27 protein-coding genes are annotated in these 25752 nt (G+C 72.5%); 12 read left to right on the top strand and 15 right to left on the bottom strand.

What is annotated here, in order from left to right:
• Nucleotides 1-75: 75 nt before the first annotated feature.
• The 3 genes from QSK15_RS04055 to QSK15_RS04065 all read right to left on the bottom strand — a co-directional run bounded on the left by QSK15_RS04055 (nucleotide 76) and on the right by QSK15_RS04065 (nucleotide 4714).
• Nucleotides 76-1110, bottom strand: a complete 1035-nt coding sequence (locus tag QSK15_RS04055) for a 2-oxoacid:ferredoxin oxidoreductase subunit beta (RefSeq protein ID WP_285792947.1) — start codon at nucleotides 1108-1110, stop codon at nucleotides 76-78.
• Nucleotides 1103-2950, bottom strand: coding sequence for a 2-oxoacid:acceptor oxidoreductase subunit alpha (locus QSK15_RS04060; RefSeq protein WP_030329258.1), 1848 nt, complete (start codon nucleotides 2948-2950; stop codon nucleotides 1103-1105). Before QSK15_RS04060 ends, QSK15_RS04055 begins: the two co-directional genes overlap by 8 nt.
• 279 nt (nucleotides 2951-3229) lie before the next feature.
• The gene (locus QSK15_RS04065; RefSeq protein WP_285792948.1) at nucleotides 3230-4714 is read right to left on the bottom strand and encodes a hypothetical protein; all 1485 of its coding nucleotides are present in this window, start codon (nucleotides 4712-4714) and stop codon (nucleotides 3230-3232) included.
• Nucleotides 4715-4844: 130 nt separating this feature from the next.
• Here QSK15_RS04065 and ndhC point away from each other — a divergent pair, with 130 nt between their 5' ends.
• Nucleotides 4845-5222 carry an NADH-quinone oxidoreductase subunit A gene (gene ndhC / locus QSK15_RS04070; RefSeq protein WP_285792949.1) on the top strand — a complete coding sequence of 126 codons (378 nt, stop codon included), beginning with the start codon at nucleotides 4845-4847 and terminating at the stop codon, nucleotides 5220-5222.
• Nucleotides 5223-5289: 67 nt separating this feature from the next.
• Here ndhC and folP read toward each other — a convergent pair whose 3' ends face one another.
• Nucleotides 5290-6159, bottom strand: coding sequence for a dihydropteroate synthase (folP, locus tag QSK15_RS04075; protein ID WP_030329255.1), 870 nt, complete (start codon nucleotides 6157-6159; stop codon nucleotides 5290-5292).
• A 156-nt stretch (nucleotides 6160-6315) separates the two neighbouring features.
• On the opposite strand from folP, the gene QSK15_RS04080 reads away from it, so the two are divergent.
• Nucleotides 6316-6951 (top strand): DivIVA domain-containing protein, encoded by a 636-nt coding sequence (locus QSK15_RS04080; RefSeq protein ID WP_285792950.1) that lies wholly within the window; start codon nucleotides 6316-6318, stop codon nucleotides 6949-6951.
• Complete coding sequence (locus QSK15_RS04085; protein ID WP_030329252.1) at nucleotides 6948-7445, top strand: SRPBCC family protein; 498 nt, start codon at nucleotides 6948-6950, stop codon at nucleotides 7443-7445. The genes QSK15_RS04080 and QSK15_RS04085 overlap by 4 nt, the downstream gene beginning before the upstream one ends.
• Here the strand turns inward: QSK15_RS04085 and QSK15_RS04090 are convergent.
• Nucleotides 7390-8286: a sterol desaturase family protein gene (locus QSK15_RS04090; protein ID WP_285792951.1), complete on the bottom strand. Its 897-nt coding sequence runs from the start codon at nucleotides 8284-8286 to the stop codon at nucleotides 7390-7392. The two genes, QSK15_RS04085 and QSK15_RS04090, sit on opposite strands and share 56 nt — an antisense overlap.
• Before the next feature lie 136 nt (nucleotides 8287-8422).
• On the opposite strand from QSK15_RS04090, the gene QSK15_RS04095 reads away from it, so the two are divergent.
• Both QSK15_RS04095 and QSK15_RS04100 read left to right on the top strand, forming a co-directional pair.
• Entirely contained in the window at nucleotides 8423-9004 is a 582-nt protein-coding gene (locus QSK15_RS04095; RefSeq protein ID WP_285792952.1) for a DNA-3-methyladenine glycosylase I, read from the top strand.
• A gap of 13 nt (nucleotides 9005-9017) precedes the next feature.
• Nucleotides 9018-9641 (top strand): hypothetical protein, encoded by a 624-nt coding sequence (locus QSK15_RS04100; RefSeq protein WP_285792953.1) that lies wholly within the window; start codon nucleotides 9018-9020, stop codon nucleotides 9639-9641.
• Here the strand turns inward: QSK15_RS04100 and QSK15_RS04105 are convergent.
• From QSK15_RS04105 to QSK15_RS04120, 4 genes are read right to left on the bottom strand one after another with little or no spacing between them, the layout of a single operon-like run.
• Nucleotides 9638-10879, bottom strand: coding sequence for a DUF1501 domain-containing protein (locus QSK15_RS04105; protein WP_285792954.1), 1242 nt, complete (start codon nucleotides 10877-10879; stop codon nucleotides 9638-9640). The two genes, QSK15_RS04100 and QSK15_RS04105, sit on opposite strands and share 4 nt — an antisense overlap.
• A 14-nt stretch (nucleotides 10880-10893) precedes the next feature.
• On the bottom strand, nucleotides 10894-12189 hold the full coding sequence (locus QSK15_RS04110) for a DUF1800 domain-containing protein (protein WP_285792955.1): 1296 nt from the start codon (nucleotides 12187-12189) through the stop codon (nucleotides 10894-10896).
• 59 nt (nucleotides 12190-12248) lie between these two features.
• Nucleotides 12249-13040: an enoyl-CoA hydratase-related protein gene (locus QSK15_RS04115; protein WP_285792956.1), complete on the bottom strand. Its 792-nt coding sequence runs from the start codon at nucleotides 13038-13040 to the stop codon at nucleotides 12249-12251.
• A 4-nt stretch (nucleotides 13041-13044) separates the two neighbouring features.
• Complete coding sequence (locus QSK15_RS04120; RefSeq protein ID WP_279515034.1) at nucleotides 13045-13863, bottom strand: PaaX family transcriptional regulator; 819 nt, start codon at nucleotides 13861-13863, stop codon at nucleotides 13045-13047.
• Between the two features lie 190 nt (nucleotides 13864-14053).
• Between QSK15_RS04120 and QSK15_RS04125 the strand changes: the two genes are divergently transcribed.
• Together QSK15_RS04125 and QSK15_RS04130 are read left to right on the top strand one after the other, a co-directional pair.
• Entirely contained in the window at nucleotides 14054-14221 is a 168-nt protein-coding gene (locus QSK15_RS04125) for a DUF3117 domain-containing protein (RefSeq protein ID WP_007455245.1), read from the top strand.
• A 146-nt stretch (nucleotides 14222-14367) separates the two neighbouring features.
• Complete coding sequence (locus tag QSK15_RS04130) at nucleotides 14368-15843, top strand: leucyl aminopeptidase family protein (protein ID WP_285792957.1); 1476 nt, start codon at nucleotides 14368-14370, stop codon at nucleotides 15841-15843.
• Between the two features lie 63 nt (nucleotides 15844-15906).
• Here QSK15_RS04130 and QSK15_RS04135 read toward each other — a convergent pair whose 3' ends face one another.
• Nucleotides 15907-16476 (bottom strand): O-methyltransferase, encoded by a 570-nt coding sequence (locus tag QSK15_RS04135; protein ID WP_030329239.1) that lies wholly within the window; start codon nucleotides 16474-16476, stop codon nucleotides 15907-15909.
• Between the two features lie 299 nt (nucleotides 16477-16775).
• Between QSK15_RS04135 and QSK15_RS04140 the strand changes: the two genes are divergently transcribed.
• Nucleotides 16776-18311, top strand: a complete 1536-nt coding sequence (locus QSK15_RS04140) for a S1C family serine protease (protein WP_502889551.1) — start codon at nucleotides 16776-16778, stop codon at nucleotides 18309-18311.
• A 76-nt stretch (nucleotides 18312-18387) separates the two neighbouring features.
• Complete coding sequence (locus tag QSK15_RS04145) at nucleotides 18388-18810, top strand: twin-arginine translocase TatA/TatE family subunit (protein WP_030329235.1); 423 nt, start codon at nucleotides 18388-18390, stop codon at nucleotides 18808-18810.
• 295 nt (nucleotides 18811-19105) lie between these two features.
• On the opposite strand, the gene QSK15_RS04150 is transcribed toward QSK15_RS04145, so the two are convergent.
• From QSK15_RS04150 to QSK15_RS04160, 3 genes are all read right to left on the bottom strand, one after another.
• Nucleotides 19106-20254, bottom strand: a complete 1149-nt coding sequence (locus QSK15_RS04150; protein ID WP_285792959.1) for an Mrp/NBP35 family ATP-binding protein — start codon at nucleotides 20252-20254, stop codon at nucleotides 19106-19108.
• A 77-nt stretch (nucleotides 20255-20331) separates the two neighbouring features.
• Nucleotides 20332-20982: a DUF1003 domain-containing protein gene (locus QSK15_RS04155; RefSeq protein ID WP_285792960.1), complete on the bottom strand. Its 651-nt coding sequence runs from the start codon at nucleotides 20980-20982 to the stop codon at nucleotides 20332-20334.
• Nucleotides 20975-22255 (bottom strand): magnesium transporter MgtE N-terminal domain-containing protein, encoded by a 1281-nt coding sequence (locus tag QSK15_RS04160; RefSeq protein WP_285792961.1) that lies wholly within the window; start codon nucleotides 22253-22255, stop codon nucleotides 20975-20977. The genes QSK15_RS04155 and QSK15_RS04160 overlap by 8 nt, the downstream gene beginning before the upstream one ends.
• A 33-nt stretch (nucleotides 22256-22288) precedes the next feature.
• Between QSK15_RS04160 and QSK15_RS04165 the strand changes: the two genes are divergently transcribed.
• Together QSK15_RS04165 and QSK15_RS04170 are read left to right on the top strand one after the other, a co-directional pair.
• Entirely contained in the window at nucleotides 22289-23158 is an 870-nt protein-coding gene (locus QSK15_RS04165) for a PhzF family phenazine biosynthesis protein (protein WP_285792962.1), read from the top strand.
• Between the two features lie 12 nt (nucleotides 23159-23170).
• Nucleotides 23171-23701, top strand: coding sequence for a hypothetical protein (locus QSK15_RS04170; RefSeq protein WP_051708197.1), 531 nt, complete (start codon nucleotides 23171-23173; stop codon nucleotides 23699-23701).
• A gap of 8 nt (nucleotides 23702-23709) precedes the next feature.
• Here QSK15_RS04170 and QSK15_RS04175 read toward each other — a convergent pair whose 3' ends face one another.
• The gene (locus QSK15_RS04175) at nucleotides 23710-24429 is read right to left on the bottom strand and encodes an HAD family hydrolase (protein ID WP_285792963.1); all 720 of its coding nucleotides are present in this window, start codon (nucleotides 24427-24429) and stop codon (nucleotides 23710-23712) included.
• A 106-nt stretch (nucleotides 24430-24535) separates the two neighbouring features.
• Here QSK15_RS04175 and QSK15_RS04180 point away from each other — a divergent pair, with 106 nt between their 5' ends.
• The gene (locus QSK15_RS04180; RefSeq protein ID WP_285792964.1) at nucleotides 24536-25489 is read left to right on the top strand and encodes a DMT family transporter; all 954 of its coding nucleotides are present in this window, start codon (nucleotides 24536-24538) and stop codon (nucleotides 25487-25489) included.
• Here QSK15_RS04180 and QSK15_RS04185 read toward each other — a convergent pair.
• Complete coding sequence (locus tag QSK15_RS04185) at nucleotides 25467-25751, bottom strand: putative antibiotic biosynthesis monooxygenase (RefSeq protein WP_285792965.1); 285 nt, start codon at nucleotides 25749-25751, stop codon at nucleotides 25467-25469. The genes QSK15_RS04180 and QSK15_RS04185 overlap by 23 nt on opposite strands.
• Between the last annotated feature and the right edge of the window lies 1 nt (nucleotide 25752).

Consider the following 25752-nt stretch of genomic DNA (forward strand, 5'->3'; position numbering starts at 1 on the left):
TCAGGTTGCTCCAGCGGTAACGAAACGGAAGGGCCCGCAACCAACCGGTTGCGGGCCCTTCCCGTTGTCGCACCGTCAGACGATCGTCCAGGTGTCGCCGCTGCCCAGCAGGCCGGCGAGCTGCTGCTCGGGGGTCTCGGTGACAGTCGCCTTGGCGGCCGCCAGCTGGCCCTGCACCACGCTGTCGTAGGACGGCCGGTCCACCGAGCGGAACACCCCGATCGGGGTGTTGCGCAGGTCCAGACCGGGCAGCCGGGACAGCGCGAAGGCGTACGCCGGGTCGGTGACCGTCGCGTCGTGCACGACGATCTCCTCCGGGCGCACCGAGCTGGTGTCCCGCACTTCGAGGCCGAAGCCGCCCGGCGGGTGCACCACGCAGAACCGCCCGTCGGCACCGAAGGTGATCGGCTGCCCGTGCTCCAGGCGGATCAGGTAGTCGTCCCGGGTGGACGGGTCCTTCAGCTGGTCGAACGCCCCGTCGTTGAAGATGTTGCAGTTCTGGTAGATCTCCACGAAGGCCGAGCCCTCGTGTTCCGCGGCGGCCCGCAGCACCGACTGCAGGTGCTTGCGGTCGGAGTCGATGGTCCGGCCGACGAAGCTGGCCTCCGCGCCGAGGGCGAGCGAGAGCGGGTTGAACGGGGCGTCCGCCGAGCCGGCCGGCGTGGACTTGGTGATCTTGCCGACCTCGGACGTCGGAGAATACTGGCCCTTGGTCAGACCGTAGATCCGGTTGTTGAACAGCAGGATCTTGAGGTTGACGTTGCGCCGCAGCGCGTGGATCAGGTGGTTGCCGCCGATGGAGAGCGCGTCGCCGTCGCCGGTGACCACCCAGACCGACAGGTCCGGCCGGGACACCGACAGGCCGGTCGCGATCGCCGGGGCCCGACCGTGGATCGAGTGCATCCCGTACGTGTTCATGTAGTACGGGAAGCGGGACGAGCAGCCGATCCCGGAGACGAAGACGGTGTTTTCCCTGGGGATGTTCAGCTCCGGCATGAACTGCTGGATGGCCGCCAGGATCGCGTAGTCACCGCAGCCGGGGCACCAGCGCACCTCCTGGTCGGACTTGAAGTCCTTCGCGGTGAGCTTGATGGCGACGGGCTCAGACATTCTTCAGCACCTCTTCCAGCGTCGTCTCCAGCTCGGCGGCCGTGAACGGAAGGCCGCGGACCTGGTTGTAGCTGATCGCGTCGACCAGGTAGCGGGCCCGGATGACGTGGGCGAGCTGGCCCAGGTTCATCTCCGGGATGACCACCTTGTCGTACGAGCGCAGCACCTCGCCGAGGTTGGCCGGCATCGGTGCCAGGTGCCGCAGGTGCGCCTGGGCGATGGAGAGGCCGCGCTGGCGGACGCCGCGGCACGCCGCGCCGATCGGCCCGTACGTCGAGCCCCAGCCGAGGACCAGCACCCGGGCGTCGCCGTCCGGGTCCTCCACCTCGATGTCCGGCACCGGGATCGTCTCGATCCGGGCGGCCCGGGTGCGCACCATGAAGTCGTGGTTGGCCGGGTCGTAGGAGATGTCACCGGTCTTGTCGGCCTTCTCCAGACCGCCGATCCGGTGCTCCAGGCCCGCCGTGCCGGGGATCGCCCACGGCCGGGCCAGGGTCTCCGGGTCACGCAGGTAGGGCAGGAAGGTGGTGCCGTCCTCGCCGTTGGGCTTGGTGGCGAACTCGACCCGCAGGTCGGGCAGCGACTCCACGTCGGGCAGCAGCCAGGGCTCGGAGCCGTTGGCGACGTAGTTGTCGGACAGCAGGATCACCGGGGTGCGGTAGGTGAGCGCGATCCGGGCCGCTTCCAGCGCCGCGAAGAAGCAGTCCGACGGTGAGCGGGGCGCGATCACCGCGATCGGCGCCTCACCGTGCCGACCGTAGAGCGCCATGTTGAGGTCGGCCTGCTCGGTCTTGGTCGGCATGCCTGTCGACGGGCCGGCGCGCTGCACGTCGACGATCACCAGCGGCAGCTCCAGCGCCACCGCTAGCGAGATCGTCTCGCTCTTGAGCGCCACACCGGGGCCGCTGGTGGTGGTCACGCCGAGCGACCCGCCGTAGGAGGCGCCGAGTGCGGCGCCGACCGCGGCGATCTCGTCCTCGGCCTGCATGGTGAGAACACCGAAGCGCTTGTGCTTGCTCAGCTCGTGCAGGATGTCCGACGCGGGCGTGATCGGGTATGCGCCCAGGAAGACCGGCAGCCCGGAGCGGACCCCGGCGGCGACCAGCCCCAGCGAGAGGGCCGCGTTGCCGGTGATGTTGCGGTACGTGCCCGGCTGCATCTTCGCCGGCTTGACCTCGTAGCGGACCGCGAAGTCCTCGGTGGTCTCGCCGAAGTTCCAGCCGGCCTTGAAGGCGGCGACGTTCGCGGCGACCAGCTCCGGACGGGCCGCGAACTTGCGCTCCAGGAAGCGCAGCGTCGACTCGAAGGGCCGGGAGTACATCCACGAGAGCAGGCCGAGCGCGAACATGTTCTTCGACCGCTCGGCGTCCTTCTTGGACACCTGGTGGGCGGCGAGCGCGCCGACCGTCATCGAAGTCAGCGCCACCGGGTGCACCACGTAGCCGGCCAGCGAGTCGTCGTCCAGCGGGCTGGTCTGGTAGCCGACCTTGGCGAGGTTGCGCTTGGTGAACTCGTCGGTGTTGACGATGATGTCCGCGCCGCGCGGTAGGTCGGCCAGGTTGGCCTTGAGCGCCGCCGGGTTCATCGCCACCAGCACGTTGGGCGCGTCACCCGGCGTGAGGATGTCGTAGTCAGCGAAGTGCACCTGGAAGCTCGACACACCCGGCAGGGTCCCGGCGGGAGCCCGGATCTCGGCGGGGAAGTTCGGCAGCGTGGAGATGTCGTTGCCGAGCTGCGCCGTCTCCGAGGTGAACCGGTCGCCGGTCAGCTGCATGCCGTCGCCGGAGTCGCCGGCGAACCGGATGACGACCCGGTCGAGTTGACGGATCTGCTTGGTCACTGTGCCACCTTCGTTCGCGACTGCGGGGCTTGCCCGGCCACGGAACCTCCTTGACGCAACGCTTCACCGCACCGCCCCAGGCTGGTCCGGCCGCTGTCGTTCCTCACCTGAGAGCCTACGTCTAAGGGAGCCCTAACTATCGCCGGAGGTCCGCCGACTGGGACCAGGCGGTGATGAAAAATGCCCACCTTTGCGGTATTACGCCCCGCCCGCCGTAATTCAGATCACCCCCGGACGCGTCGACGACCCCCGGCCGGGCGGGCCGGTGTCGTCCGTCGATCAGTCGGCGGGGTTGGTGGCGGGCTCGGGCGGGGGGCCGCCGAACCTGCGGCGCAGCGAGGTCGTGGCCAGCGTGAGGGCCAGCACCACCAACAGCGTGGAGACCACGATCAGGATGACAGCGGTGCGCTGCACCGAGGTCAACCCGCCGTCTCCGCCCGCCGCGCCGGCCGGCAGGACGCCCTGCGAGCCGGTCGGTGCGGGCGGGGAGACCACCGGCGTGGCCAGGGCGGCCGCCGCGGTGATCCGGAAGCTCATCTGCACCCGACGGGTCGGGCCGCTGCGGGGATCGAGCTGACCGATCACGGCACCGGACAACGGAGCCTCCCGCTGGGCCTGCGGTGTCGCCTCCACCGGCAGCCGCACCTCGGCGGTCGTGCCGGCCAGCACCATCCCGGCGTCGCACCGGGTACGCGACGGGTCGACCGCCACACAGCCGGACGGCGGGGTCGGCACCGTCACCCCGGCCGGCAGGACGACCTCGACCCGGCCGGCGGCGTCCACCGCGCCGGTGTTGCCCAGCCGGAGCGTGAGGGTGCCGGGGCTGCCGCTGATGTCGAAGGCCACCTCGTCGGCGGCGAGCGCGATCCCGGGCACCGGCGGACCGGGTGGGAAGAGCACCGCGAAGCCCTGGTCGTCGGTCGCCTCGCCGGCGACTCCGGGCGCGTCCGCGACGACCCGGACGGAGCCGCTGAGCGGCATCTGCTTCCACGCCGTGCCGGCGACCCGCAGGCGCAGCACCGTGCTGAACCGGACGCCCGCCCCCGCGGTCCAGGACCCGCAGCGGTACGCACCACCACCGGCGGCGGCGCAGCCCTTGGTGCCGGCGTCGCTCAGCCCGACGGGCAGCGTGTACGAGAGCCGGATCCGTTGCGTGGTGGTGCCCGTGTTCCGCACGGTGACCTGCAGGCTGGCCGCCGTGCTCGCCGCGTTCCAGTACCCCTCGCTGAGGGTGACGTCGCCGGTGGTGACCTGCACGCCCAGCGGGCTCTGCGGTGGCGTGGCCGAACCCGGCGCGGACGGGTGGACCGGCGGGGCCGGGGGTGTCGCGGGAGCCGGCGGCGTCGGCGGGGCCGCAGGTGTCGGCGGCACCGGGGGAGCCGGGCTGGGCGGTCGGGTGGTGCCGCCGGGCGCGGGCGCGACGGTGGTCGGCACCGGCGGGATCTCCGGTGCGGTGGTCACCGGTGCCGGTGGCGTCGTCTCCGGTGGTGGCGCGGTGGTCTCCGGGGCCGGTTCGGTCGGCCCCGGTTCGCCGCCCGGCGCCTCGGTCGGGGTGGGCTCCTGCGCCGGCGTGGTCGGGGGGCCGTCTCCCGGCTCGTCGACCGGGCCGGCCGAGGTGAGGACCGGTTCGGTGTCCGGTGTGGCCGCACTGGCGCCGGCCGTTCCCAGGGCGAGCGCCGCGAACAGGCCGAGCGCGAGCGCCAGCACCGGCGTGCGGCGCCGCCTCTCCGCCCGGTTACCGGGCGGTGCCTTCACGCGGGCCATCTGTCCTCCGGTGCCATGGGTGGGTGTCCAATATTCGGTAACAGTTGCCCCAGTGCACTAGTCCCATCTGGAAACAAATTCGTAACGTGTTGGGGACAGCCCGTCCGGGGCGGACGGTAGGCTGCCGACTGTGACCGGATACCTGGGCTCGTACGCGACGCTCGGGCTGCTGTTGCTCGCCAGCGTTCTCTTCTTCGTTACGGCGTTCTCCGCCAACCGGGTGTTACGCCCGAAGCGTCCGGCCGACCCGCCGGGCAAGCGGGCCAGCTACGAGTGCGGGCTCGATCCGGTCGGCGCCGACTGGGCGCAGATGCAGATCCGCTACTACGTGTACGCCTACCTGTACGTGCTGTTCGCGGTCGAGGCGGTGTTCCTCTTCCCCTGGGCGGTGGTCTTCGACCGGCCGGGCTTCGGCCTGGTGACGGTGGTCGAGATGGCGGTGTTCGTGGCGGTGCTCGCGCTCGGCATCCTCTACGCCTGGCGTAGGAACATCCTCCGCTGGACCTGAGCGCACCGGCCTCCGGCGATCGTGTCGGCCCGTCCGGCCGAACGAGGTCGGTTACGGCGACAACCGGTCAGGCGAGCCCTCGGCGGGTCGCGGTGGGCGGGCGGTCGCCCCGGATCGAGGCCACCATGTCCAGCACCCGGCGGGTGGGGCCGACCTGGTGGGCCCGGAACACCCGGGCGCCCAGCCAGGCCGAGACCGCCGTCGCGGCGAGTGTCCCCTCCAGCCGTTCGGCCACCGGCAGACCCAACGTCTCGCCGATGAAGTCCTTGTTGGACAGCGCCACCAGCACCGGCCAGTCGGTCCCGGTCAGCTCGTCCAGCCGGCGGGTGATCTCCAACGAGTGCCGGGTGTTCTTGCCGAAGTCGTGCGCCGGGTCGATGAGGATGCCGTCGGGGCGTACCCCTGCCGCCACCGCGCGCTCGGCGAGCCCGGTCACCGTCGCGACCACGTCGGCAACCACGTCGGTGAAGGCGGCCCGGTGCGGCCTGGTCCGCGGGGTCAGGCCGCCGGCGTGCGAACAGACCAGGCCGGCGCCGGTTCGCGCGGCCACCCGCACCAGGGCCGGGTCGGCACCCGACCAGGTGTCGTTGAGCAGGTCGGCACCGGCCGCCACAGCCTCCGTCGCGACCTCGGCACGCCAGGTGTCGATGGAGATGACCACCTGCGGAAACGCGGCCCGGACGGCGGCGATGGTGTCCACGGTGCGCCGGATCTCCTCGGCGACGCCGACCTCCGCGCCGGGGCCGGCCTTGACCCCGCCGATGTCGATGATGGCCGCGCCCTCGTCCACCGCCCGCTCCACGGCGCGGAGCGCGCTGTCGGCGGCGTAGGTGGCCCCTCGATCGAAGAACGAGTCCGGCGTGCGGTTGATGATCGCCATCACCACCAGTTCGCCGGGGGCGAACGTGTGCCCACCGAGCCGAAGCGCCCCGGCCATGCCCGCCTCCTGGAAGTTCTCGCCGTCGCCGCCGCGTCGGCCGGTCCCGACGCTAGTCGGTCGCCCGTCTGCGATTCCGGGCGGGCGTCGGCGTCGATCGTGATCGAGGCGGGTGGCGGGGTCGCTCCGGGCCGGCTGCCGTGCCACGATCAGTACATGGGTCAGCTTCTGCTCCTCCTGGTCGTGGCGTTGACCGTCGCGGCGGTGATATTCGGCGTGACGGTGCTGGTCAGCGGCCGTGATCCCGGCCTGGTGCCGGCCGAGCCGGATTCGCAGGCCGTGGCGCTGCCCGGCACCCGCCCGTTACGCGAATCCGATGTGGGGGCGGTCCGTTTCGACACCGGGCTGCGCGGGTACCGGATGGACCAGGTCGATCAGGCGATGCGCCGCGCCGCCTACGACATCGGTTACAAGTCCGAGCTGATCGGCGTACTGGAGTCGGAGGTCATCGCGTTGCGTGAGGGACGCACCGACGACGCGGACGCGCTGCGCCAGGCCCGCGAACAGTCCACCAGCAAGGTGGCGACCGCCGACGCGGCAGAGCCGACCGAGGCGGCCGAGCCCGGTGAGACCGCCGAGCCGGGTACGGACGCGCCGCTGACCGACGAGGCCGGCTCGGCCCCGGTCGGCTCGACGGCCCCCGGCCCGATCCCCGCCGCCACCTCGTCCGCCGCGGACTCCGACGGGGTGGCGCCCGCCGTCGACGAGTCGGCCGATCGTGGGCCGACCGCAGCCGCGTCCACCGACGGCACCGAGCAGCGCGACGCGGTGGTTCGGTCGGAGTCGGCGTGACCGATCCGGCGGGCGCTGACGATCTTCGGGAGGCGGCCCAGCCCGGTGCCGGCGAGGTGACCGCCACGGTGATCGTGGACGCCCCGGCGGAGCGGGTCTTCGCCGCGCTGCTCGCCTGGGAACGTCAGTCGGACTGGATCCCGTTCACCCGGGTACGGGTGGTCGAGGGCGACGGGCGGGAGGGCAGCCGGATCGAGGCGGTGACCGCGCTCGGCCGGGCGACGCTGCGCGACGAGATGCGGGTGGTCCGGGTCGACGAGCCGTACGAGATCGGCGTGGTGCACCACGGCCAACTGCTGCGTGGCCCGGGGGTGCTGCGTTGCACCCAGCTGGGCCGGGACCGCACCCAGGTCGTCTGGCACGAGTGGTTCCACCTGCCGGGTGGGCGGGCCGGTCGACTGGCCTGGCCGGTGCTCTGGCCCGGCTCCAAGCTCGGCCTCACCCAGGCACTGAAGAGGTTTGCCCGTCTGGTCGAGCAGGGCCGGCTGCCCTGACTGTGCGGCCCGGTGCCGGTTGCCAGCCCGGTGCCCGGAAGAGATACCCGGCGCGGTGCCGCCAGCCCGCCGCGGCGCGCAGGTCGCGGGCGATCGAGGCGTACTCGTGGAAGGCCACCCGGACCGGGTTGTAGCTGCCGACGTTCTTGGTCAGGCCGTACACGCAGCGCTCCCGTTCCGGCGCGAACGACCCGAAGAGCCGGTCCCAGACGATGAGGATGCCACCGAAGTTGCGGTCCAGGTAGCTGCCCTGTGACGCGTGGTGCACCCGGTGGTGCGACGGGGTGTTGAACACCGCCTCGTACCAGCGCGGCATCTTGTCGATCCGTTCGGTGTGGATCCAGAACTGGTACAGCAGGTTGATCGAGCCGCAGAACGCGAGCACGGCCGGATGGACGCCGGCCACGATCAGCGGGAGGTAGAACACCCAGCTGGTGAGGCCGGTCCACGGCTGGCGCAGTGCGGTGGAGAGGTTGAACCGCTGCGACGAGTGGTGCACCACGTGGGAGGCCCAGAGGATGCGGATCACGTGGTGGCTGCGGTGCGACCAGTAGTAGCAGAAGTCCTGCGCGAGCAGGATCAGCGGCCAGGTCCACCAGAGTTCGGCGACCCGCAGCGGGGTGAGTGCGTAGAGCAGCGCGTACGCGGCGGCGATCGGCACCTTCCAGAGCAGGTCGGCGACGAGGCTGCCCAGCCCCATCGTCAAGCTGGTAGCGGTGTCGGCTCCGCCGTAGCCGACCTCGTCGTCGTCGCGGTGCAGCAGGTAGGAGACCCGTTCCAGCACGATGAGCAGCACGAAGGCCGGGATCGACCAGGCGATGATGTCCGGGAATTCCTTCACCGTGGCCTCCGCTCGCCGTCACCGGTCGGGGGCGCACCGTCGGGTGACCTCGACCTACCGGTCGGTAACAAGCACGATAGGCAGCCGGACGGCCGGTGGCAATGGGGTGTCGGACTGATGCCCTAGCGTGTACGAGGTGACTGACCTGGTGATCGGCGCTGACGGGCTGGCTCGCTGCGCCTGGGGGTCGAGCACCCCCGACTACGCCGTCTACCACGACACCGAGTGGGGGCGACCGCTGCACGGCGACGACGCGCTCTACGAGCGGATGACGCTGGAGGCGTTCCAGTCCGGGTTGTCCTGGCTGACCATCCTGCGCAAGCGTCCGGCGTTCCGGCTGGCCTTCGACGAGTTCCACCTCCCGACCGTCGCCCGCTACGGCGACGCCGACGTGACCCGGCTGCTCGCCGACGCCGGCATCGTCCGCAACCGGGCCAAGATCGAGGCGGCGATCGCCAACGCCCGCGCCGCCCTGGAGCTGCCCGAGGGCTTGTCCGCGCTGCTCTGGTCCTTCGCGCCGGAACCCCGCCCGGCCCGCCCGGCCTCGTTCGCGGAGCTCGCGCCGATCACCCCGGAGTCGACGGCGATGGCCAAGGCCCTGAAGAAGCGCGGCTTCCGGTTCGTCGGCCCCACCACCGCGTACGCACTGATGCAGGCCACCGGAATGGTCGACGATCACATCGTCGGCTGTCACGTCACCGTCGCACCGACGGCGTGATGAGATGACAGACATGACGACCGAGACCGCGCACCGGGCCGGTGCGGCCGGCAACGCCGACAGGGTGGGCACCTGGGCCGTGCTGCTGCCCGCCGAGCGGTACGACGCCGAGCGGCTCGTGCACCACGACACGCTGGAGTTGACCGGGCTGACCGACGCCGCCCGGCCGGGGCCGGGAGACCAGGTGGCGGTGTTTGTCGACGCGCCGCCCCGGCTGGTGGCCCTCGGTCGGGTCACCGCGCCGGGGCAACGCCACCGCGAAGACCCGGACGACCCGCAGTCGCCGACCGAGCCGGGGACGCTCGTCGTCGCGTACACCCGACGGGCCTTCGACGAGCCGGTGCCGGCCGACCTGCTGACCCTCGACGGGCCGCTCACCGCACTGGAGCCGGCGGTCTTCCGGGCGCTGACCGACCAGCTCGGCCCGCCCCCGGCGCGGCGCACCTGGCTGGTCAGCCTCGACCTGCCGATCGAGGCCGGCACGCCCGCCGAGGCGGTCCGACTGTTCTGGTCCTACGTGCAGGAGCTGGGGCCGCGTGAGCTGCCCGCCTTCGTCTCGCCGTCCGGTGACGAGCTGGCCATGCAGGCGTTCGTGCTGGGCGAGCAGGCGAATCAGGACCCGGAAGAGGACGACTAGAAGAGCTTGTCCACCCGCCCCCGCCAGTCGGCGAGGATCGGGCCCGGGTCGGTGTCCAGCACCCGCTCCAGCAGCGTGGCGTAAACGTCCCGGAAGTCGGTGGTGTATTTCAGATCGCCGTCGTCGAGGTCGGTGAGGCTCGGTGGTGCGCCGTGCCAGCCGCCGCGAACGCCCGCGCCGAGCAGCAGCATGTCGGAGGCGGTGCCGTGGTCGGTGCCGTCCGAGGCGTTGGCCCTGACCCGACGGCCGAACTCGGAGTAGACCGCCACCACCACCTTCCGGCCCGCCTCGGTGCGACTCATCCGGTCGGCGAACCCGGTCAACGCCCGGTCCAGCTGACCCAGCAGGACGGCCTGCAACTGTTTCTCGTCGGCGTGCGTGTCGAAGCCGCCCAGCGACACCGAGAAGACCCGGGTGGACACCTCGGCCTCGACACACTGCGCGACCAGGTCGAGCTGCGCGTCCAGCGGTGTACGTGCCCCACCGGTGGCCGTCGCGGGGGCCTGCTCGCCGTCCGGGTCGGCCGTGTCCGGGTCGGCGGAGTCGCGTACCTGGCGGATCATCTCGTCCACCGATCGCAGGTCGGCGAAGCAGGCGGCGGCCCGGGCTCGCGCGGCGGACTCACCCGGCTCGGCGGCTTCGAACGCGGTGAGCGTCTGCGCCGGCAGCCCCTTGGCGGCCTTCCGGTCGGTCATCGGCACCGCGGCGCCGGCGCTCTGCGCCCCGGCCAGCAGCGGTGGCAGCGCCGGTTCGAAGGAGACCGCCAGCCGGGGATCGCCGCCGACCCGGTCCAGCCAACGCCCCAGCCACCCGGTGTTGCCCGGCCGGTCCGGCTGCGCGGTGTGCCAGATGTCCATCGACCGGAAGTGGCTGCGGTCCGGCTTCGGGTAGCCGACCCCGCGCACGATCGCCAGCCCACCCTTCGACCAGCGCTGGTGCAGACCCTCCAGCGCCGGGTTGAGGCCGAAGTCGTCGTCCAGCCGCCGTACCTCCCCGTCCGGGTACGCCAGCTCGGGGCGGGCCGCCCGGTAGGCCGGGTCGCCGAACGGGATGACCGTGTTGAGCCCGTCGTTGCCGCCGTAGAGGGTCACCAGCACCAGCGTGCGGGACTGCGGGTCGCGGTCGCCGCTGGTGTCCAGCAGGTCCCGCAGGCCGTACGCGCCAGCCCCGGCGGCCAGCGCGCCCGCGCCGACCACCCCGCTGGTCACCAGGAACCTGCGTCGGGTCACTGTGTCCATGTCGACTCCTCCGCTCAGCTGACTGTGTATTCGGGGCTGACCAGGCCGGCGGCCAGCAGCTTGCGCGGCTCACCGGCCAGCGGGGTGAGGGCGGCACGGGTGCGGGCGCCCCAGCCGTCGACCACCAGCAGTCGCGCCAGCGCGTCCGGTCGGCCGGCGGTGGGCGCGGCGGTCAATCGGGCCAGCACCGCTGGCGCGGTGGCTGCGGCGAGCGCCCCGGCCGTGCGCAGCCGGGCCTGCAACGACGAGGTGGTCAGCCAGGCGGCCCCGGCCGGCCAGCCGCCCACGCTGGGCGGCCTCAGCGGCACCTGGTCCAGAGCGTTCAGACCGGCCAGCAGTTGTTTGCGTTGCTGCTCGGGCAGCGCGGACGGTCGGATGCCGAGCTGCCGGAGTGCGCCGACCAGCCACTCCACCGGCTGCTTGACCAGCGTGCCCCGGGTCTGCGCGAAGGCCGGTGCGGAGAAGATCCCGCGCAGGGTCGCGATGGTGTCCGTACCGGCCAGACCGTCCGGTGCCGGCGTGTCGGTGCCGGCGTAGCGGGCCCAGAGCCGCCCGGCCACGAATGTCGCCGCCGCGGGCTGGGCGGCCAGCAGACTCGCGTACGCCTCGGCGTCGAACCGGCCGCTCTGCCCGAGGATGGTCTTCTCGCCGGGGTCGTGCCGGCGCGCCTCGAATCGGGCGACACCGGTACGCCGGTCGACCACCCAGCCGGTCAACGCTCGCGCGCCGGCCTTCACGTCGGCCTCGCCGTAGTTGCCGATGCCGAGGGTGAACAGCTCCATCAGCTCACGGGCCAGGTTCTCGTTGGGTGCCTTGCGGGTGTTCTTCTGTCCGTCCAGCCAGATGATCAAGGCGGGGTCGCGCACCATCGCGGCGACCAGCGGGCCCAGCGGCCCGCGACCGTGCCGGCGCAGCGTCTCCAACTGGCCCAGCATCACCCGCGCCGACTTGACCTTCTGCACGCTGGTGGCCCAGTGACCGTGCCAGAAGAACAGCAACTTCTCGGTCAGCCCGTCCTCGGCCGCCACCATCCGGTCCAGCCACCATGCGGTGACCTGCTGGAGTTGCTCGCGGCGCTCGGCGTTGGCCTTCTGTCGCTGCTCCCGGGTGGAGTCCTTGGTCAGCTCGGCGTACGGGTCGGCGGGCAGCGCCGGGATCGGCGTGGCCGCCGCCCCCGGGTCGGCCCGGGACGCGGTGACCCGGTCCAGGGTCGCCGCCAGCCCCGCCCGCTCGGCCGCGTCCACCTCGTCGGCGGTCGGCCCGAAAGTGGCCCGGCGCAGCAGGTGCGCCACCGCTTCACGATCGCTCATACCGGCCGACGCTAGGCGGCGGGTGTTCGAGGACGGTAAGGGCGGCGTCCGAATCGCGTTCAGCGTCCCTCGAAGACCGGTTTCTGCTTGGCGACGAAGGCGAGGGTGGCCGCCCGGTGGTCGGCGGTCGCACCGCAGATCGACTGGGCCTGCGCCTCGGCGGCGAGGGCGTCGGCGAGAGTGCCGGCGTCGGCGATGGAGAGTTGCCGCTTGATCGCCCCGTACGCGACGGTGGGGCCGGCCGCGAGGCGGGCGGCCAGCTCCTGCGCGGTCGGCAGCACCTGTTCGTCGTCGTCCGTCAGCCGGGTGAGCAGCCCCAACCGGCAGGCCTCCTCGGCGCGGACCGGTTCCGCCAGCATCAGCAGCTCCACCGCCTTGGCGTGGCCGACCAGCCGGGGCAGCGTCCAGGACGCGCCGGTGTCGGCGGCCAGACCGACCTTGGCGAAGGCCATCAGGAAGCTGGTGCTCGGCCCGCCGATGCGGATGTCGGCAAGGAAGGCCAGCGACGCGCCCGCCCCGGCGGCCATCCCGCGCACGGCGGCCACCACCGGCTTGGGCAGGTTGGCCAGCCGGGCGGCGATCGGGTTGTAGTGCACCCGGACGGTGCCCAGCGGGTCGGTCGAGCCGTTCTCGAGTGTCGACACGTGCTCGCGCAGGTCCTGCCCGGCACTGAAAGAGCCGCCCGCCCCGGCCAGCACGACCGCCCGGCAGGACCGGTCGGCCTCCAGCTCCGCCAGGGTGTCCCGCAGCGCCTCCTTCAACGCGACGTCGAGCGCGTTCATCGCGTTCGGCCGGTTCAGCGTGAGGGTGACGACGGCGTCGGTCCGGTCGACGAGCAACGGCTCGGTCACGTGTCTAACGACCCTTCTGTCGGACGATGCGGTTGCCGGCGTCGAGGCACTGCTCGACGTACCGGTCGGCGGCCGGACGCAGGCGGGCCGCGTGCCGGTCGAAAAAGCTGGCTGCGGCGGTGCCGGGCCACCGCTCGGGCAGCAGCGCCGGGGGCAGCTGCGGGTCCTGGAAGAGGAACGTACGCCACGCGTGCACGAGGCGGAACCGCGCCGCGTACGCCTCCTCGTCGGTGCTGCGCACGGTGATCTGGGCGAGCAGCGGGCGTTGGTCCGCGACGAACCGTTCGTACGCGTGGCCGATCTCGGTCAGGTTCCACGCTCGTCGGACCACGCCCATCGCGCCGGGAGTGCCGGAGAAGTGCGAGGCGGTGAACCGCTCGAACCGGATGCCCGTCTCGGCGAGGAGCAGGTCGACATCCTCGGCGGGGCGGGTGGCGACCCAGGTCTGCTCGTCGAGCGTCCCGTAGCCGAGGAAGCTCAGGTTGGCGGCGAGCCGCTGGCGGTCGCGTCGGGAGCCCGGGGCCTCCAACACCAGCAGATCGAACCGGCCGTCCCAGGTGACCCGGCCGGTCCGGTAGATCCGGGCGGCTGCCTCGTCGAGTCGCCGGGCGGCTTTCGGTGTGATCGAATATCCCGGCCCGGAGACCAACCGGAGTGGCTCGAGCCAACCCTGGCGCACCATCCGGGACACGGCGGTGCGAACTGCCGGCGGCGCGATTCCCAGCGGCGCCAGCAGCTTGACCAGGGCAGCAACCGGTGCCCGGCCACCCCTGGGACGGAGGTGGTCGCCGTACAGGTCGAAGAGTGCCGACCGTGCCTGCATGACCGCACATTGTGACAGGCCTTCTCAAGATAAGCTAGATGCTGTTACATCAATGCTGCTCCGGTTTGGGTCCGGCGGTGTTCATCAGGGAAAATCGTTTGTCGACACCCCCGTGAGCGTTGCGGGTGGTCGTGACGAAGTGGCTGTGGGGCAACCCACCGACCCTGGTGTAGGTCTGAGGGGAGACAACATGGCGGCGATGAAGCCGCGGACGGGCGACGGTCCGCTGGAAGTCACCAAGGAGGGGCGGGGCATCGTCATGCGGGTCCCGCTGGAGGGCGGTGGCCGGCTCGTCGTCGAGATGACTCCCGACGAGGCCAACGCGCTCGGTGACGCACTGAAGGCAGCGGCCGGCTGAGTAAGGAGTGCTCCGGGCGGCGTGAGCCGCCCGGACCGTTCTTCGGACCCTGAGCCACCGGAATCGCCGGTGGCTCAGGGTCTTCAACGCTGCGGGCAGGTGGGTTCGCTTCCGGTCCGTGACATTTCCTGGAGGTACGGTTCCGCGTGCTCGCCATCCGTCTGATCGCCGAGCCGGACCGGCTCGACGCCCTCGTCCTGCCTGTCCGACCCGCCGACTCGACGGCGGGCGGTGACACCTCGGCCGCGCCCCTGTCGACCGCCGTGGCACCCCCGGACGGCATTGCCGAGGAGGCCGTCGCGCTGGCGCCAGCGGCCCGACTGACGGGCCGGGCGGGTGAGATCCACACCCAGCTGCGCCCCGGGCGTACCCCCGACCGGCTGGTGCTGCTCGGCATCGGTGACGGCGACGAGGCGGCCTGGCGGACGGCCGGCGCGACAGTGGCCCGCTCCGCCCCGGCTGAGACGCATATCACCATCGCGCTGCCGGCCGAGGTGACCCCGGCCGCCGTGCGCGGGTTGGCCGAGGGTCTGCTGCTCGCCGCGTACCGGTTCCGGCTCACCGAGGCCGGCGACCGACCGGCGCTCGCGGGCGTCGACCTGCTGATCACCGATCCGACCCGGTACGAGGACAGCGTCGCCACGGCCCGGACCACCGCCGCGATGACCCATCTCGCCCGGGACCTGACCAACACCCCCTCCTCGGTGAAGAACCCGCAGTGGTTCGCCGACCAGGTGGCGTCCGCCGCGGCCGATCTTCCGGATCTGCGGTTGCGGGTCCGTGGCCCGGCTGAGCTGACCACCGAGGGTTTCGGCGGGATCCTCGCCGTCGGCGGTGGCTCCGCCAGCGGACCCCGGCTCGTCGAACTGGACTGGCACCCCGCCACCGCGCGTACCCACGTGGTGCTGATCGGCAAGGGCATCACCTTCGACACCGGCGGCATCTCGATCAAGCCGGTCGCGTCGATGAAGCTGATGCGCAAGGACATGGCCGGCGCGGCCGCTGTCGTCGCCGCCACCCTGGGCGCTGCCGCGCTGCGACTGCCGGTCCGGGTCACCACGTTGGCCCCGCTCGCCGAGAACATGGTCAGCGGCTCGGCGTTCCGCCCCGGGGACGTCATCCGGCACTACGGCGGCACGACCAGCGAGACGACCAACTCCGACGCCGAGGGTCGACTGGTCCTCGCCGACGCGCTGGCGTACGCGGTGCAGCAGCTCAAACCGGACCTGCTGCTCGACCTGGCCACGCTCACCGGCGCGAACTCGGTGGCGCTGGGCAAGCGCACCGCCGCCCTGTACAGCGAGAACGACGAGCTGGCTGCCGGCGTGCTGGCGGCGGCCGAGGCGGCCGGCGAATCGGCGTGGCGGATGCCGCTGCACACCGACTACGTCGAGTACCTCGGCAGCGAGATCGCCGACCTGTACAGCGCACCGGCACAGGGTGCCGGCTCGGTGCTGGCCGCGCTCTACCTGCGCGAGTTCACCGGCGAGCTCCGCGACCGCTGGCTGCACCTGGACATGTCGGCCCCGTCCTGGGCCGACGGCGACCAGGCCGAGGTCAGCCGCGGCGCCACCGGCTGGGGCGTCCGGTCGCTGCTGCGCTGGCTCGCCGACGTCAACTAGGCGTGGGGAACGTCAACTAGGGCGTGGGGTCGGGGACTCGGCCCGATCCGGCACCGGCCGGGGTCAGCACTTCACCGCGGCGAGCAGCCCGTGCCCGACCGGAAGCAACGCTGGGATCCAGTGCTCCGACTCCCGGACCGCCTTGATCGTCTCGCGGACCGTCACCGTCTCCGCGTCCCGGGCGGCCGGGTCGCCGATCCGGTCGCTGGCCAGCACGCCGTTGAGCGCCAGCACGCCCCCCGGCCGCAACAGCCGCAGCGCCGCCTCCACGCAGGCGTGGAAGCCGGTCGCCTCCGCGTCCACGAAGACCAGGTCGTACGCGCCGTCGGCGAGCCGGGGCAGCACGTCGAGCGCGCGACCGGTGATGATCCGCGTACGCCCGGCCGCGAAGCCCGCCTCGGCGAAGATCCGCCGGGCGATCCGCTGGTGCTCCACCTCGACGTCGATCGTGGTGAGCACGCCGTCGGCACGCATGCCGCGCAGCAACCAGACGCCACTCACCCCGGTACCGGTGCCGATCTCCACCACCGCACGGGCATTGCCGGCGGCGGCCAGCAGCCGCAACGCCGCCCCCGCGCCGGGGGTGACCGCGTCGAGGCCCACTTCCCGGGCCAGGCTACGGGCGGTACGCAGGACGAGATCCTCGGTGACGTACGACTCCGCGAACTGCTGGGCGTGCGTCGTCGAACTGCCGGAACCGGCGACCGTGGCGATGGGGCACCTCCGGGGGCGGTGCGTGGTGCGGGGGCGGGTTGGCACTGTGAGCGTAGAGGCGACGGTCGTGGGGCGCAGCCGCGCCTCCGCCGGAAGCGATCACCGGGGCAACCGCTGACTGCGTCGCGTACATCCGTGCAATCCTGGAGGCGGTATCCCGTCAGGCGCGATCAGACCGGCCCGTGGCCGGGCGAGGCGGCGCGGGATCCGGGGACGGACTGGGAGGCACCGACGTGACCGACGGCTGGGACTGGCGCCGGGGCGGTGAGACTCCGGATCCGGCGCGACCGCCCGGGGCAGGAGCCCCGCCGGTGGGGCCGACCATGCCGGGGACTGACCGCGCGCCCCTCGCCTCGCCAGGTGGTGGGCCGACACCGGGCTGGCCGGCCTCTCCCGTGGGGTCGGCACCGGGCTGGTCGCCGTCTCCCGTGGGGCCGGCGTCCTCGGCTGGGCCGGCTTCGGGCTGGCCGGCCTCTCCTGCGGGGACGGCGCCCCCGGTCGGACCGGCACCGGGCTGGCCGGCACCGGCTGCGGGCGGGCCCAACCCGGCCGACGCGTCGCCCTGGTGGTCGGACGCCCTCGCCGACCCGTGGCGCGACCCGGCGGCACCGACAGCGGTGCTGGTGCCCGGGATGGTCGCCCCCGGCACCGAGCCCGAGCCGGTCACCGACCCCGATGCGCCGGGCCGGCCGACGCTGCGCCACCTGCTGCTCATTCCCGTGATCACCGCACTCCTGGCCGGCACCCTCGGTGGTGCGCTGGGCTACGCGTTCGCGGTACGCGGCGGCGCCGGTGCCGCGGTTCTCGGTGCTGCGCCCGCCGAAGTGCCGGCACTGGCGCAGCGCAAACCGGAGTCGCTGGCCGGGGTCGCCGAACGGGTCCTGCCCAGCGTGGTGACCGTACGCGTGAGCAGCCTCGGCGGGACCAGTGAGGGCTCCGGGTTCATCGCCACCGCCGACGGCCATGTGATCACGAACGACCACGTGGTGGCCGGCGGCACCGGCAAGGCCTCGGTGGTCTTCAACGACGGCAGCACCGCGCCGGCGACCATCGTGGGGCAGGACGCCGAGTCGGACATCGCCGTGATCAAGGTAAGTCGTCCCGGCTTGCGACCTGTGGAGTTCGGCGACTCCGACGCGCTGGCGGTCGGCGACCCCGTGCTCGCCATCGGTTCGCCGTTGTCGCTGGCCAACACGGTGACCGCCGGCATCGTGAGCGCCCTGGACCGGACGATGCAGGCCGGCGAGCCGGGCGGACCGGTGCGTTACTACGCCGCCATCCAGACCGACGCGGCCGTCAACCACGGCAACTCGGGCGGCCCACTCGTCGATGGCGCGGGCCGGGTGGTCGGGGTGAACTCCACCATCAAGTCACTCGTCGCCGAGGGCCAGGAGGCGGGCAACATCGGGCTCGCCTTCGCCATCCCGATCAACCAGGCCAAGCGGGTGACCCAGGACATCATCGGCACCGGCAAGGCCCGCCGTACGGTGATCGGCGCCCGGGCGGACGGCCCGACCGGGGTTGTCGGGGGTGGTCTGCGGCTGGCCGAGGTGGAGCCTTCCGGCCCGGCGGACGGTGCCGGGTTGAAGGTCGGCGACGTGATCCTCAAGATCAACGGACGACCGATGACCGAGCCGACGGACCTGACCGCGTTGGTCCGCAAGTATGCGCCGGGCTCGGTCGTGACGGTCGAGTATCGGCGGGGCTCCGCCCGGCAGAACACCTCGGTAACTCTCGCCGCGGACGCTAAGTGAACAGCGGCGCACCCCTTGCCCGAAAGCCGCCTGGCGTGCGTAGTCTTGCTGCTGACGCCGAGAGGAGGCCCGCGGGATGCTCGACAACCTGAACTGGTGGGAGATCGGTGCGCTGCTGCTCCTGGCTCTGCTGATCTTCGGCGACCGGCTCCCCGCCGTGATCACCGACGGCCTGCGGTTGGTGCGCAACCTGCGCAACATGGCCCGCAACGCCACCGGCGACCTGAGCCGTGAGCTGGGCACCGACATCCAGCTGGAAGACCTGCACCCGAAGGCGTTCATCCGCAAGCACCTCCTCAGCGAGGAGGACGAGGCGGCCATCCGCAAGCCGCTGCAGGGCGTTTACGACAACCTGCGCGCGGACGTCAGCGGCGTACACGACGACCTGAAGGACGTGGCGAACGCCGCCGACCTGCGGTCCGACGGGGCCCGCTCCGGCACGGCCACCAGCAGCCCCTCCGCGCCGGCCCCCCGCGTCAGCTACGACGACGCCACCTGACCGGCTGGTACCCGCGCGGCCAGGGCTCGGCCGGCTGATGTCCGCCCGGGCCGGACAGCCGCTCTGATCGACTCGGTTTTCAGGAAGCCGGCCCGTCAACCGGCGCCGGATACCGCGACTTCCGGAAACCCGAGTCGATCATGCCCGCAGCCCGCAGCCCGCAGCCCGCAGCCCGCAGCCCGCAGCCCGCAGCCCGCAGGCCATGCCCGCAGCCCGCAGCCCGCAGGCCATGCCCTGGAGACGACTCAGCCCGCCGGCCAACAGCGGCCGACGGGCTGGCGGTGTTCGTTGTTGGTCAGCGACCGGCCGGCTTGAGGCCGAGGGGCTTGCCGAGCAGCGACTCGCGGCGTACGGCGAGCCGGTCGGCGACCGCGCCGAGTGCCTGCGCGGCCGGGGACTCCGGCTCGGCCAGCACGACCGGATTGCCGGCGTCGCCGGCCTCGCGGACCCGGGTGTCCAGGGGAATCTGACCGAGCAGCGGCACCTGCGCGCCGATGGTCCGGCTCAGCGACTCGGACACCGCCGCACCACCACCGGCGCCGAAGATCTCCATCCGGGAGCCGTCCGGCAGCTCCAGCCAGGACATGTTCTCGATGACGCCGACCACCCGCTGGTGGGTCTGCAGGGCGATCGCCCCGGCCCGTTCCGCCACCTCGGCGGCGGCGGTCTGCGGGGTGGTGACGATCAGGATCTCCGAGTTGGGCAGCAGCTGGGCCAACGAGATGGCCACGTCACCGGTGCCCGGCGGCAGGTCGAGCAGGAGCACGTCCAGGTCGCCCCAGTAGACGTCGGCCAGGAACTGCTGCAGCGCCCGGTGCAGCATCGGGCCGCGCCACACGACGGCGGCGTTGCCGGACGTGAACATGCCGATGGAAATGACCTTCACGCCGTGCGACTGCGGCGGCATGATCATGTCTTCGACCCGGGTGGGTCGGCCGTCCGCACCGAGCATCCGGGGCACCGAGTGGCCGTAGATGTCCGCGTCGACCACCCCGACGGAGAGCCCCCGGGCGGCGAGCGCCGCCGCCAGGTTGACGGTCACGCTGGACTTGCCGACGCCACCCTTGCCGCTGGCCACCGCGTACACGCGGGTGCGCGAGCCGGGCTGGGCGAACGGGATGACCGGCTCCTCGGTGGCGCCGCCGCCACGCAGCTGCGACTGCAACGACTGCCGCTGCTCCGGGGTCATCACACCGAAGTCGATCTCCACACCGGTGACGCCGGGCACCGCGGCGACGGCGGCGGTGATGTCGGTGCGCAGCTTGTCCTTCAGCGGGCAGCCGGCGACGGTGAGCAGCAGTTCGACGCGTACGACACCGCTGGCACCGATCGTGGCGGAGCGGACCATGCCCAGCTCGGTGATGGGCCGGCGGATCTCCGGGTCGTTGACGGTGGCCAGGGCGGCCTGGATCGCGTCCTCGACGGTGCTCACGGGTGCTGACATGCCCGCAATGCTACGTCGCGGGGCATCCGTTGCCGCCGCTGCCCGGGGCGGTGTGAGCCAATCGATGAGCCGTTGGGTCAGCCCTCTGACCGGCGCGGGGCGGTGCCGTCCGGCCGGGGGTCCCGGGTGAGGTCGCCGTCCAGGTCGTCGCGGGGTTCGTCCAGGCCGACACCGTCGGTCGGGCGGTGGCCACGCCGTTCCTGCCGGTTGTCCTTCTCCTGTTGGCGGCGTTCCAGTCGCTGCCGGCGTTGGCCCATCTCGTCCAGCTCCTCGGCCAGCCGGGCCAGCTCGGAGCGGAGGAAGTCACGGGTGGCGACCTCACCCAGGGCGATCCGCAGGGCCGCGATCTCCCGGGCCAGGTACTCGGTGTCCGCCTTCTGCGCGGTGGCTCGCCGCCGGTCCTCCTCCAGGGCCACCCGATCCCGGTCGGCCTGCCGGTTCTGGGCCAGCAGGATCAACGGGGCCGCGTAGCTGGCCTGCAACGACAGCACCAGGGTCAGGAACGTGAAGGTGTACGGGTCGAAGCGCAGGTTCGCCGGGGCCAACGTGTTCCAGACGAACCAGATCGTGATCACCACGGTCATCACGACGATGAAGTTCGCCGTGCCCATGCCCCGGGCGATGCCCTCGGACCACCGGCCGAACGCCTCCGCGTCGAACCGGGGCAGCTTGACACCCCGGGGCTCGCGTGGCTGGTCGAGGCGCTCCGTCCGCCGCTGGTCAGCCATCCGTACCGTCCAGCTCGGTGCCGCCCGAGGCGGTCAGCGCGTCACGGTCCCGCCAGTCGCGGGGTAGAGAGTGGTCCAGTACGTCGTCCACCGTCACCGCGCCGACCAGCCGGTTGTTGCGGTCGATCACCGGCATGGCGACCAGGTCGTAGGTGGCCATCCGACGGGTGATCTCCGGCAGCGGTGTGGTGGGACGGAGCGGGTCGATGTCGTTGACCACCACCTTGCCCAGCAGATCGGCCGGCGGTTCGCGCAGCAGCGCCTGGAAGTGCACCATGCCCAGGTAGCGGCCGGTCGGGGTGTTCTGCGGCGCCCGGGTCACGAAGACCTGCGCGGCGACGGCGGGGGAGAGCTGGGGCTCCCGGATCCGGGCCAGTGCCTCGGCGACGGTGGCGTCCGGCGGAAGGATGACCGGCTCCGAGGTCATCACACTGCCCGCCGTGCCAGGGGTGTACTTCAGCAGCTGACGTACCGGGTCGGCCTCGTCCGGCTCCATCAGGTCCAGCAGCACGTCCTGCTCGGGTGGGGGCAGTTCGTTGAGCAGGTCCGCGGCGTCGTCCGGGTCCATCTCCTCCAGGACGTCGGCGGCCCGCTCCCGGTCGAGGGCGGCGAGGATCTCCACCTGGTCGTGCTCGGGCAGTTCGCTGAGCACGTCGGCCAGTCGCTCGTCGTTCAACGCGGCCGCGACCTCGTTGCGCCGGGCGTCGGGCAGGTCCTGCAACGCGTTGGCCAGGTCGGCGGGGCGCATGTCCTCCAGTACGGCGAGCAGGTTCGCCGTACCCCGGTTGTCGGCGATGCCGCTGAGCCCGCGCACCCGGTCCCAATCGACCTGGTGCAGGTGGCCGCGGCGAGTGAGCCGACCGGTCTGCTCGCGTACGGCGACGCGGGTCAGCGACCACTCGCCACCCCTGGTGCACTCCATGGCGACGTCCACGACCGCGCCCGGCTGGCCGCCCGGGTCCAGTTGCACACGCCGGTCGAGCAGTTCCTGGAGCACCAGCAGCTCGTTCGGTCGCTTCTCGAAGCGGCGCAGGTTGAGGGTGCCGGAGCCGAGCACGACGGCGTCCGCGTCGATGGAGGTGATCCGGTTGATGGACAGGAAGATCCGACGACGCATCGGCATCTCGGCGACCAGCCCCACCACCTCCGGTGGACGCTTGGTCGCCCGGAGCCGTGCCACGGCGTCACGGACCCGGCCCACCTGGTCACCGTTCGGGTCGAAGACGGCGACTCCGGCGAGACGGGCGATGTAGACCCGGGTCGGCGTGCTCACACGCACCAGCCTAAGCGCCTACTGTTTATCAACATGTCGACCTTGGCCTACGAGATCGTGGACGTCTTCACCGATCGCCCCTTCGCCGGCAACCCGCTGGCGGTGGTGTTCGGCGCGGAGGCGCTGGCCACCGAGCAGATGCAGGCGCTCGCGCTGGAGTTCAACCTTTCCGAGACGGTGTTCGTGCTGCCGTCGACCCAGGTCGGCGTCACCTACCGCGCCAGGATCTTCACCCCGGTGGAGGAGCTGCCGTTCGCCGGGCACCCCAGCGTCGGCGCGGCGGTCACCGCGTGCCGGCGGGGGATGTTCGGTGTGGGGCAGGTCACCCAGGAGTGCGGGGCCGGTGTGCTGCCGATCGAGGTGACCGCGTCCGGGGCGACGTTGACCGGTGGCACCCCTACCCTCGGACCGGAGCTGGATCCGGAGCCGCTGCTGGAGATCGCCGGGCTGGCCGCCGACGACCACATCGGGCCCGCCCCACGTGTCGCCGGCTGCGGGCTGGAGTTTCCGTACCTGCCGGTGCGGCCGGAGTCGGTGGCCCGCGCCCGGGTGAACCCGGCGGCGGCGGAGCGGTACGGGGTGTCGCACGTCAGCGTCTTCTCCTGGGACGCGGCAGCGCAAACCGCGCACGCCCGTGTCTTCGTGCCGGGGATCGGCGTTCCGGAGGACCCGGCGACCGGCTCGGCAGCGCTCGGCCTGGGTGTCTGGCTGGTGGCGAGTGGTCTGCTGCCCGGCGAGGGACGGTCGGAGTACGCGGTCCGTCAGGGTGTGGAGATGAACCGCCCCTCCGCGTTGGCCTGCACGGTCACCGCGGCGGACGGCGTGGCGGTCGGCGCGACGGTCACCGGTCAGGTGATGGCGGTGGCCCGCGGCGAGATCGCCGTGCCGCCGTTCGTGGGCTGAGCGCAGGCGCCGATGCGGGAGGATGCGGGTGTGACGGACAAGGACGCCCCCGGGGGCACCCCACTGGTCGACGAGGCGATGAAGAAGGCCGCCGTGGCCTGGGTCAGCGTTGCCGGTGGGCCGGCGCTCGCGCTCTGGTGCGCCCCGCTGGAGGGCGCGCTCCTGGTGGTCAGCGGGCCGGGTGAGCAGGCCGCGCCGGGTCTGGCCGACGCGACCGAGGCCCAGGTCACCCTGCGCGGCGACCACGGCGGTCGGATCGTCACCTGGCCAGCCCGGGTGAGCCGGTTGCAGCCGGGCACCGAGGCGTGGGACACCACCGCCCCGCTGGTGGCGGCGAAGCGCCTCAACGCGCCCGGACCGACCGCCGACCTGGTGGCCCGCTGGGCCGCCGACGGTTGCGCGGTGAACCGCCTCGTCCCGGCCGGTACGCCGCTGGCCGGCGCGGAGTTGCCGGCCGACGCGCAGGCCGAGCCGCCCCGGGCGACTCCGGCGGTGCGGGCCACCCGCAAGCCGTTCCGGCTGCACCGGGTCCGCCGCCGCTGATCAACGGATCAGTCTGCCCGACCGCCGACGCCGGCCACCGCCGTGTCGCTGTCGACGAGGGCGAGCACCTCAGCCAGGGTCCCGAGCGTCGGGCCGCGCCAGTCCCGGTCGGCGTTGAACACCATGTGGGTGGCCAGATCCGGTGCGGCGAGCCGGACGGCTGTCATTCCGGCCCGCTCGGCGCCGGTCAACTCCTGGCTGCCGCCGTCGCCGACGTAGAGACAGTCGCCCGGGGTGAGCCCGAGCCGCTGGCAGGCGGTCAGGTAGAGCGCCGGATCCGGCTTGCACCGCCCGACCTGCACCGAGAAGACCTGTACGTCGAGCAGCGGGGCGACCGCCAGCTGGGGCAGGAAGGCCGGCAGTTCGTGCGTACAGTCGCTGATCACGCCGGTGCGCAGGCCGCGTTGGCGCAGGGCCGCCAGCACCGGCACCGCGTCGGCCCGCAGCCAGGTGTCCGCGCGGACCGCCAGGTGCCGGGACGCCACCGCCGCCCGCACCGCCTGGTCACTGGGGTGTACGCCGACCTGGCCGCACACCCAGCGCAGGGTCGCCTCCGCGTTGCCGAACCGGCCACTGGCCCGCTCGTAGTAGGTGCGGTTCAGCACCTCAGACAACGCGTCGGTGGGGCACCCGAGCAGCTCGGCGGTGCCGGCGTGCGCGGCACCGCGTTGCACCGAACGGGTCAGGGTGCCGAAGAAATCGAACAGCACCGCCTGGTAGCTGGACATGGGGGAACGCCTCCGGGCGGTCGAGGGTCGCCGGCGCGGACCCGCGTGATCGTAACGGAGTGATGACCCTCCGTGTCGACCGTCATACGTGTGAGGATTACGTCCCGTGCCCCCACCTTCACCTCGACCGACAGTGGATCCGTTGACCACCGGCGCGGTCGGACTGGCAGTGGTCGCCGTGTCGTCGTCAGCGCCGCTCATCGCGTACGCCGCTGCCCCCGCCCTGGCCATCGCGTTCTGGCGCAACCTGCTCGCGGTGGCCGTACTGGGCCCTGTCGCACTGGCCCGGCGCCGCGCCGAGTTCCGCCGGTTGACGGTGGGCGCGGGCCGACGGGAGGGACTGTTCTGCGTCCTGTCCGGGGTCGCGTTGGCCGGGCACTTCGCGACCTGGGTGCCGAGCGCCCAGCTCACCACGGTCGCCACCTCCACCGCGCTGGTCGCCACCCAGCCGGTCTGGCAGGGGCTGATCGCCCGTGCCCAGGGGCGACCGCTGCCCCGGGTGGTGTGGATCGGCATCGCGGTGGCGGTCGGCGGCGCGGCGATCGCCACCGGTGTGGACGTGGGCGTCTCCGGCCGGGCCGTCCTCGGCGACGTGCTGGCGCTGACCGGCGCCATGTTCGCCGCCGTCTACACCGCCTTCGGCGAACGGGCCCGGACCAGCATCAGCACCACCACCTACACCACCATCTGCTACGGGATCTGCGCGCTGATCCTGCTGGCCCTGTGCCTGGTCGGTGGCGTACGACTGACCGGGTTCGACGGGCGCACCTGGCTGGCCATCCTGGCCCTGGTGGCGGGTGCCCAACTGCTCGGGCACTCGATGTTCAACTACGCCCTGCGGAAGATCCCGGCGACCACGGTGAGCGTGCTGATCCTGCTGGAGGCGCCCGGTGCGGCAGTGCTCGGCTGGGCCTGGCTGGGTCAGGTGCCCCGCCCGTACGCGCTGCTCGGGATGGCGTTGCTGCTGGCCGGCGTGGCGGTGGTGGTGCTCGGCGGCGGTCGGGCCGCGCGCCGGGCGGCGTCTCCCGCGCGGTTGGCTAGCCCTCCCGCACCTCAATGACCCGGGTCGCCGGGGCCGCTTCACCCAGCTCGCCGCGCAGGGCCGCCCGGTCCGGGTCGGCGAGGAACGACTCGTACCCGGCCCGGGAGTCGAACCGGATCACGTGCACCTCGGTCTGGCCGTCGGTGCCGTGCAGCCGCCGGTCGAGGTGGCCGCCGTGCCGCCCCAGCAGGGCCAGCACGGCATCCTCGTAACGCCGCCCGGCGGCCTCCGCCCCGACGGGGAACCCGACGACCGCGACGAGTGTCAGCCCACCGGCCACC

The organism is Micromonospora sp. NBRC 107095 (assembly GCF_030269705.1).
Lineage (GTDB): Bacteria > Actinomycetota > Actinomycetes > Mycobacteriales > Micromonosporaceae > Micromonospora > Micromonospora parva.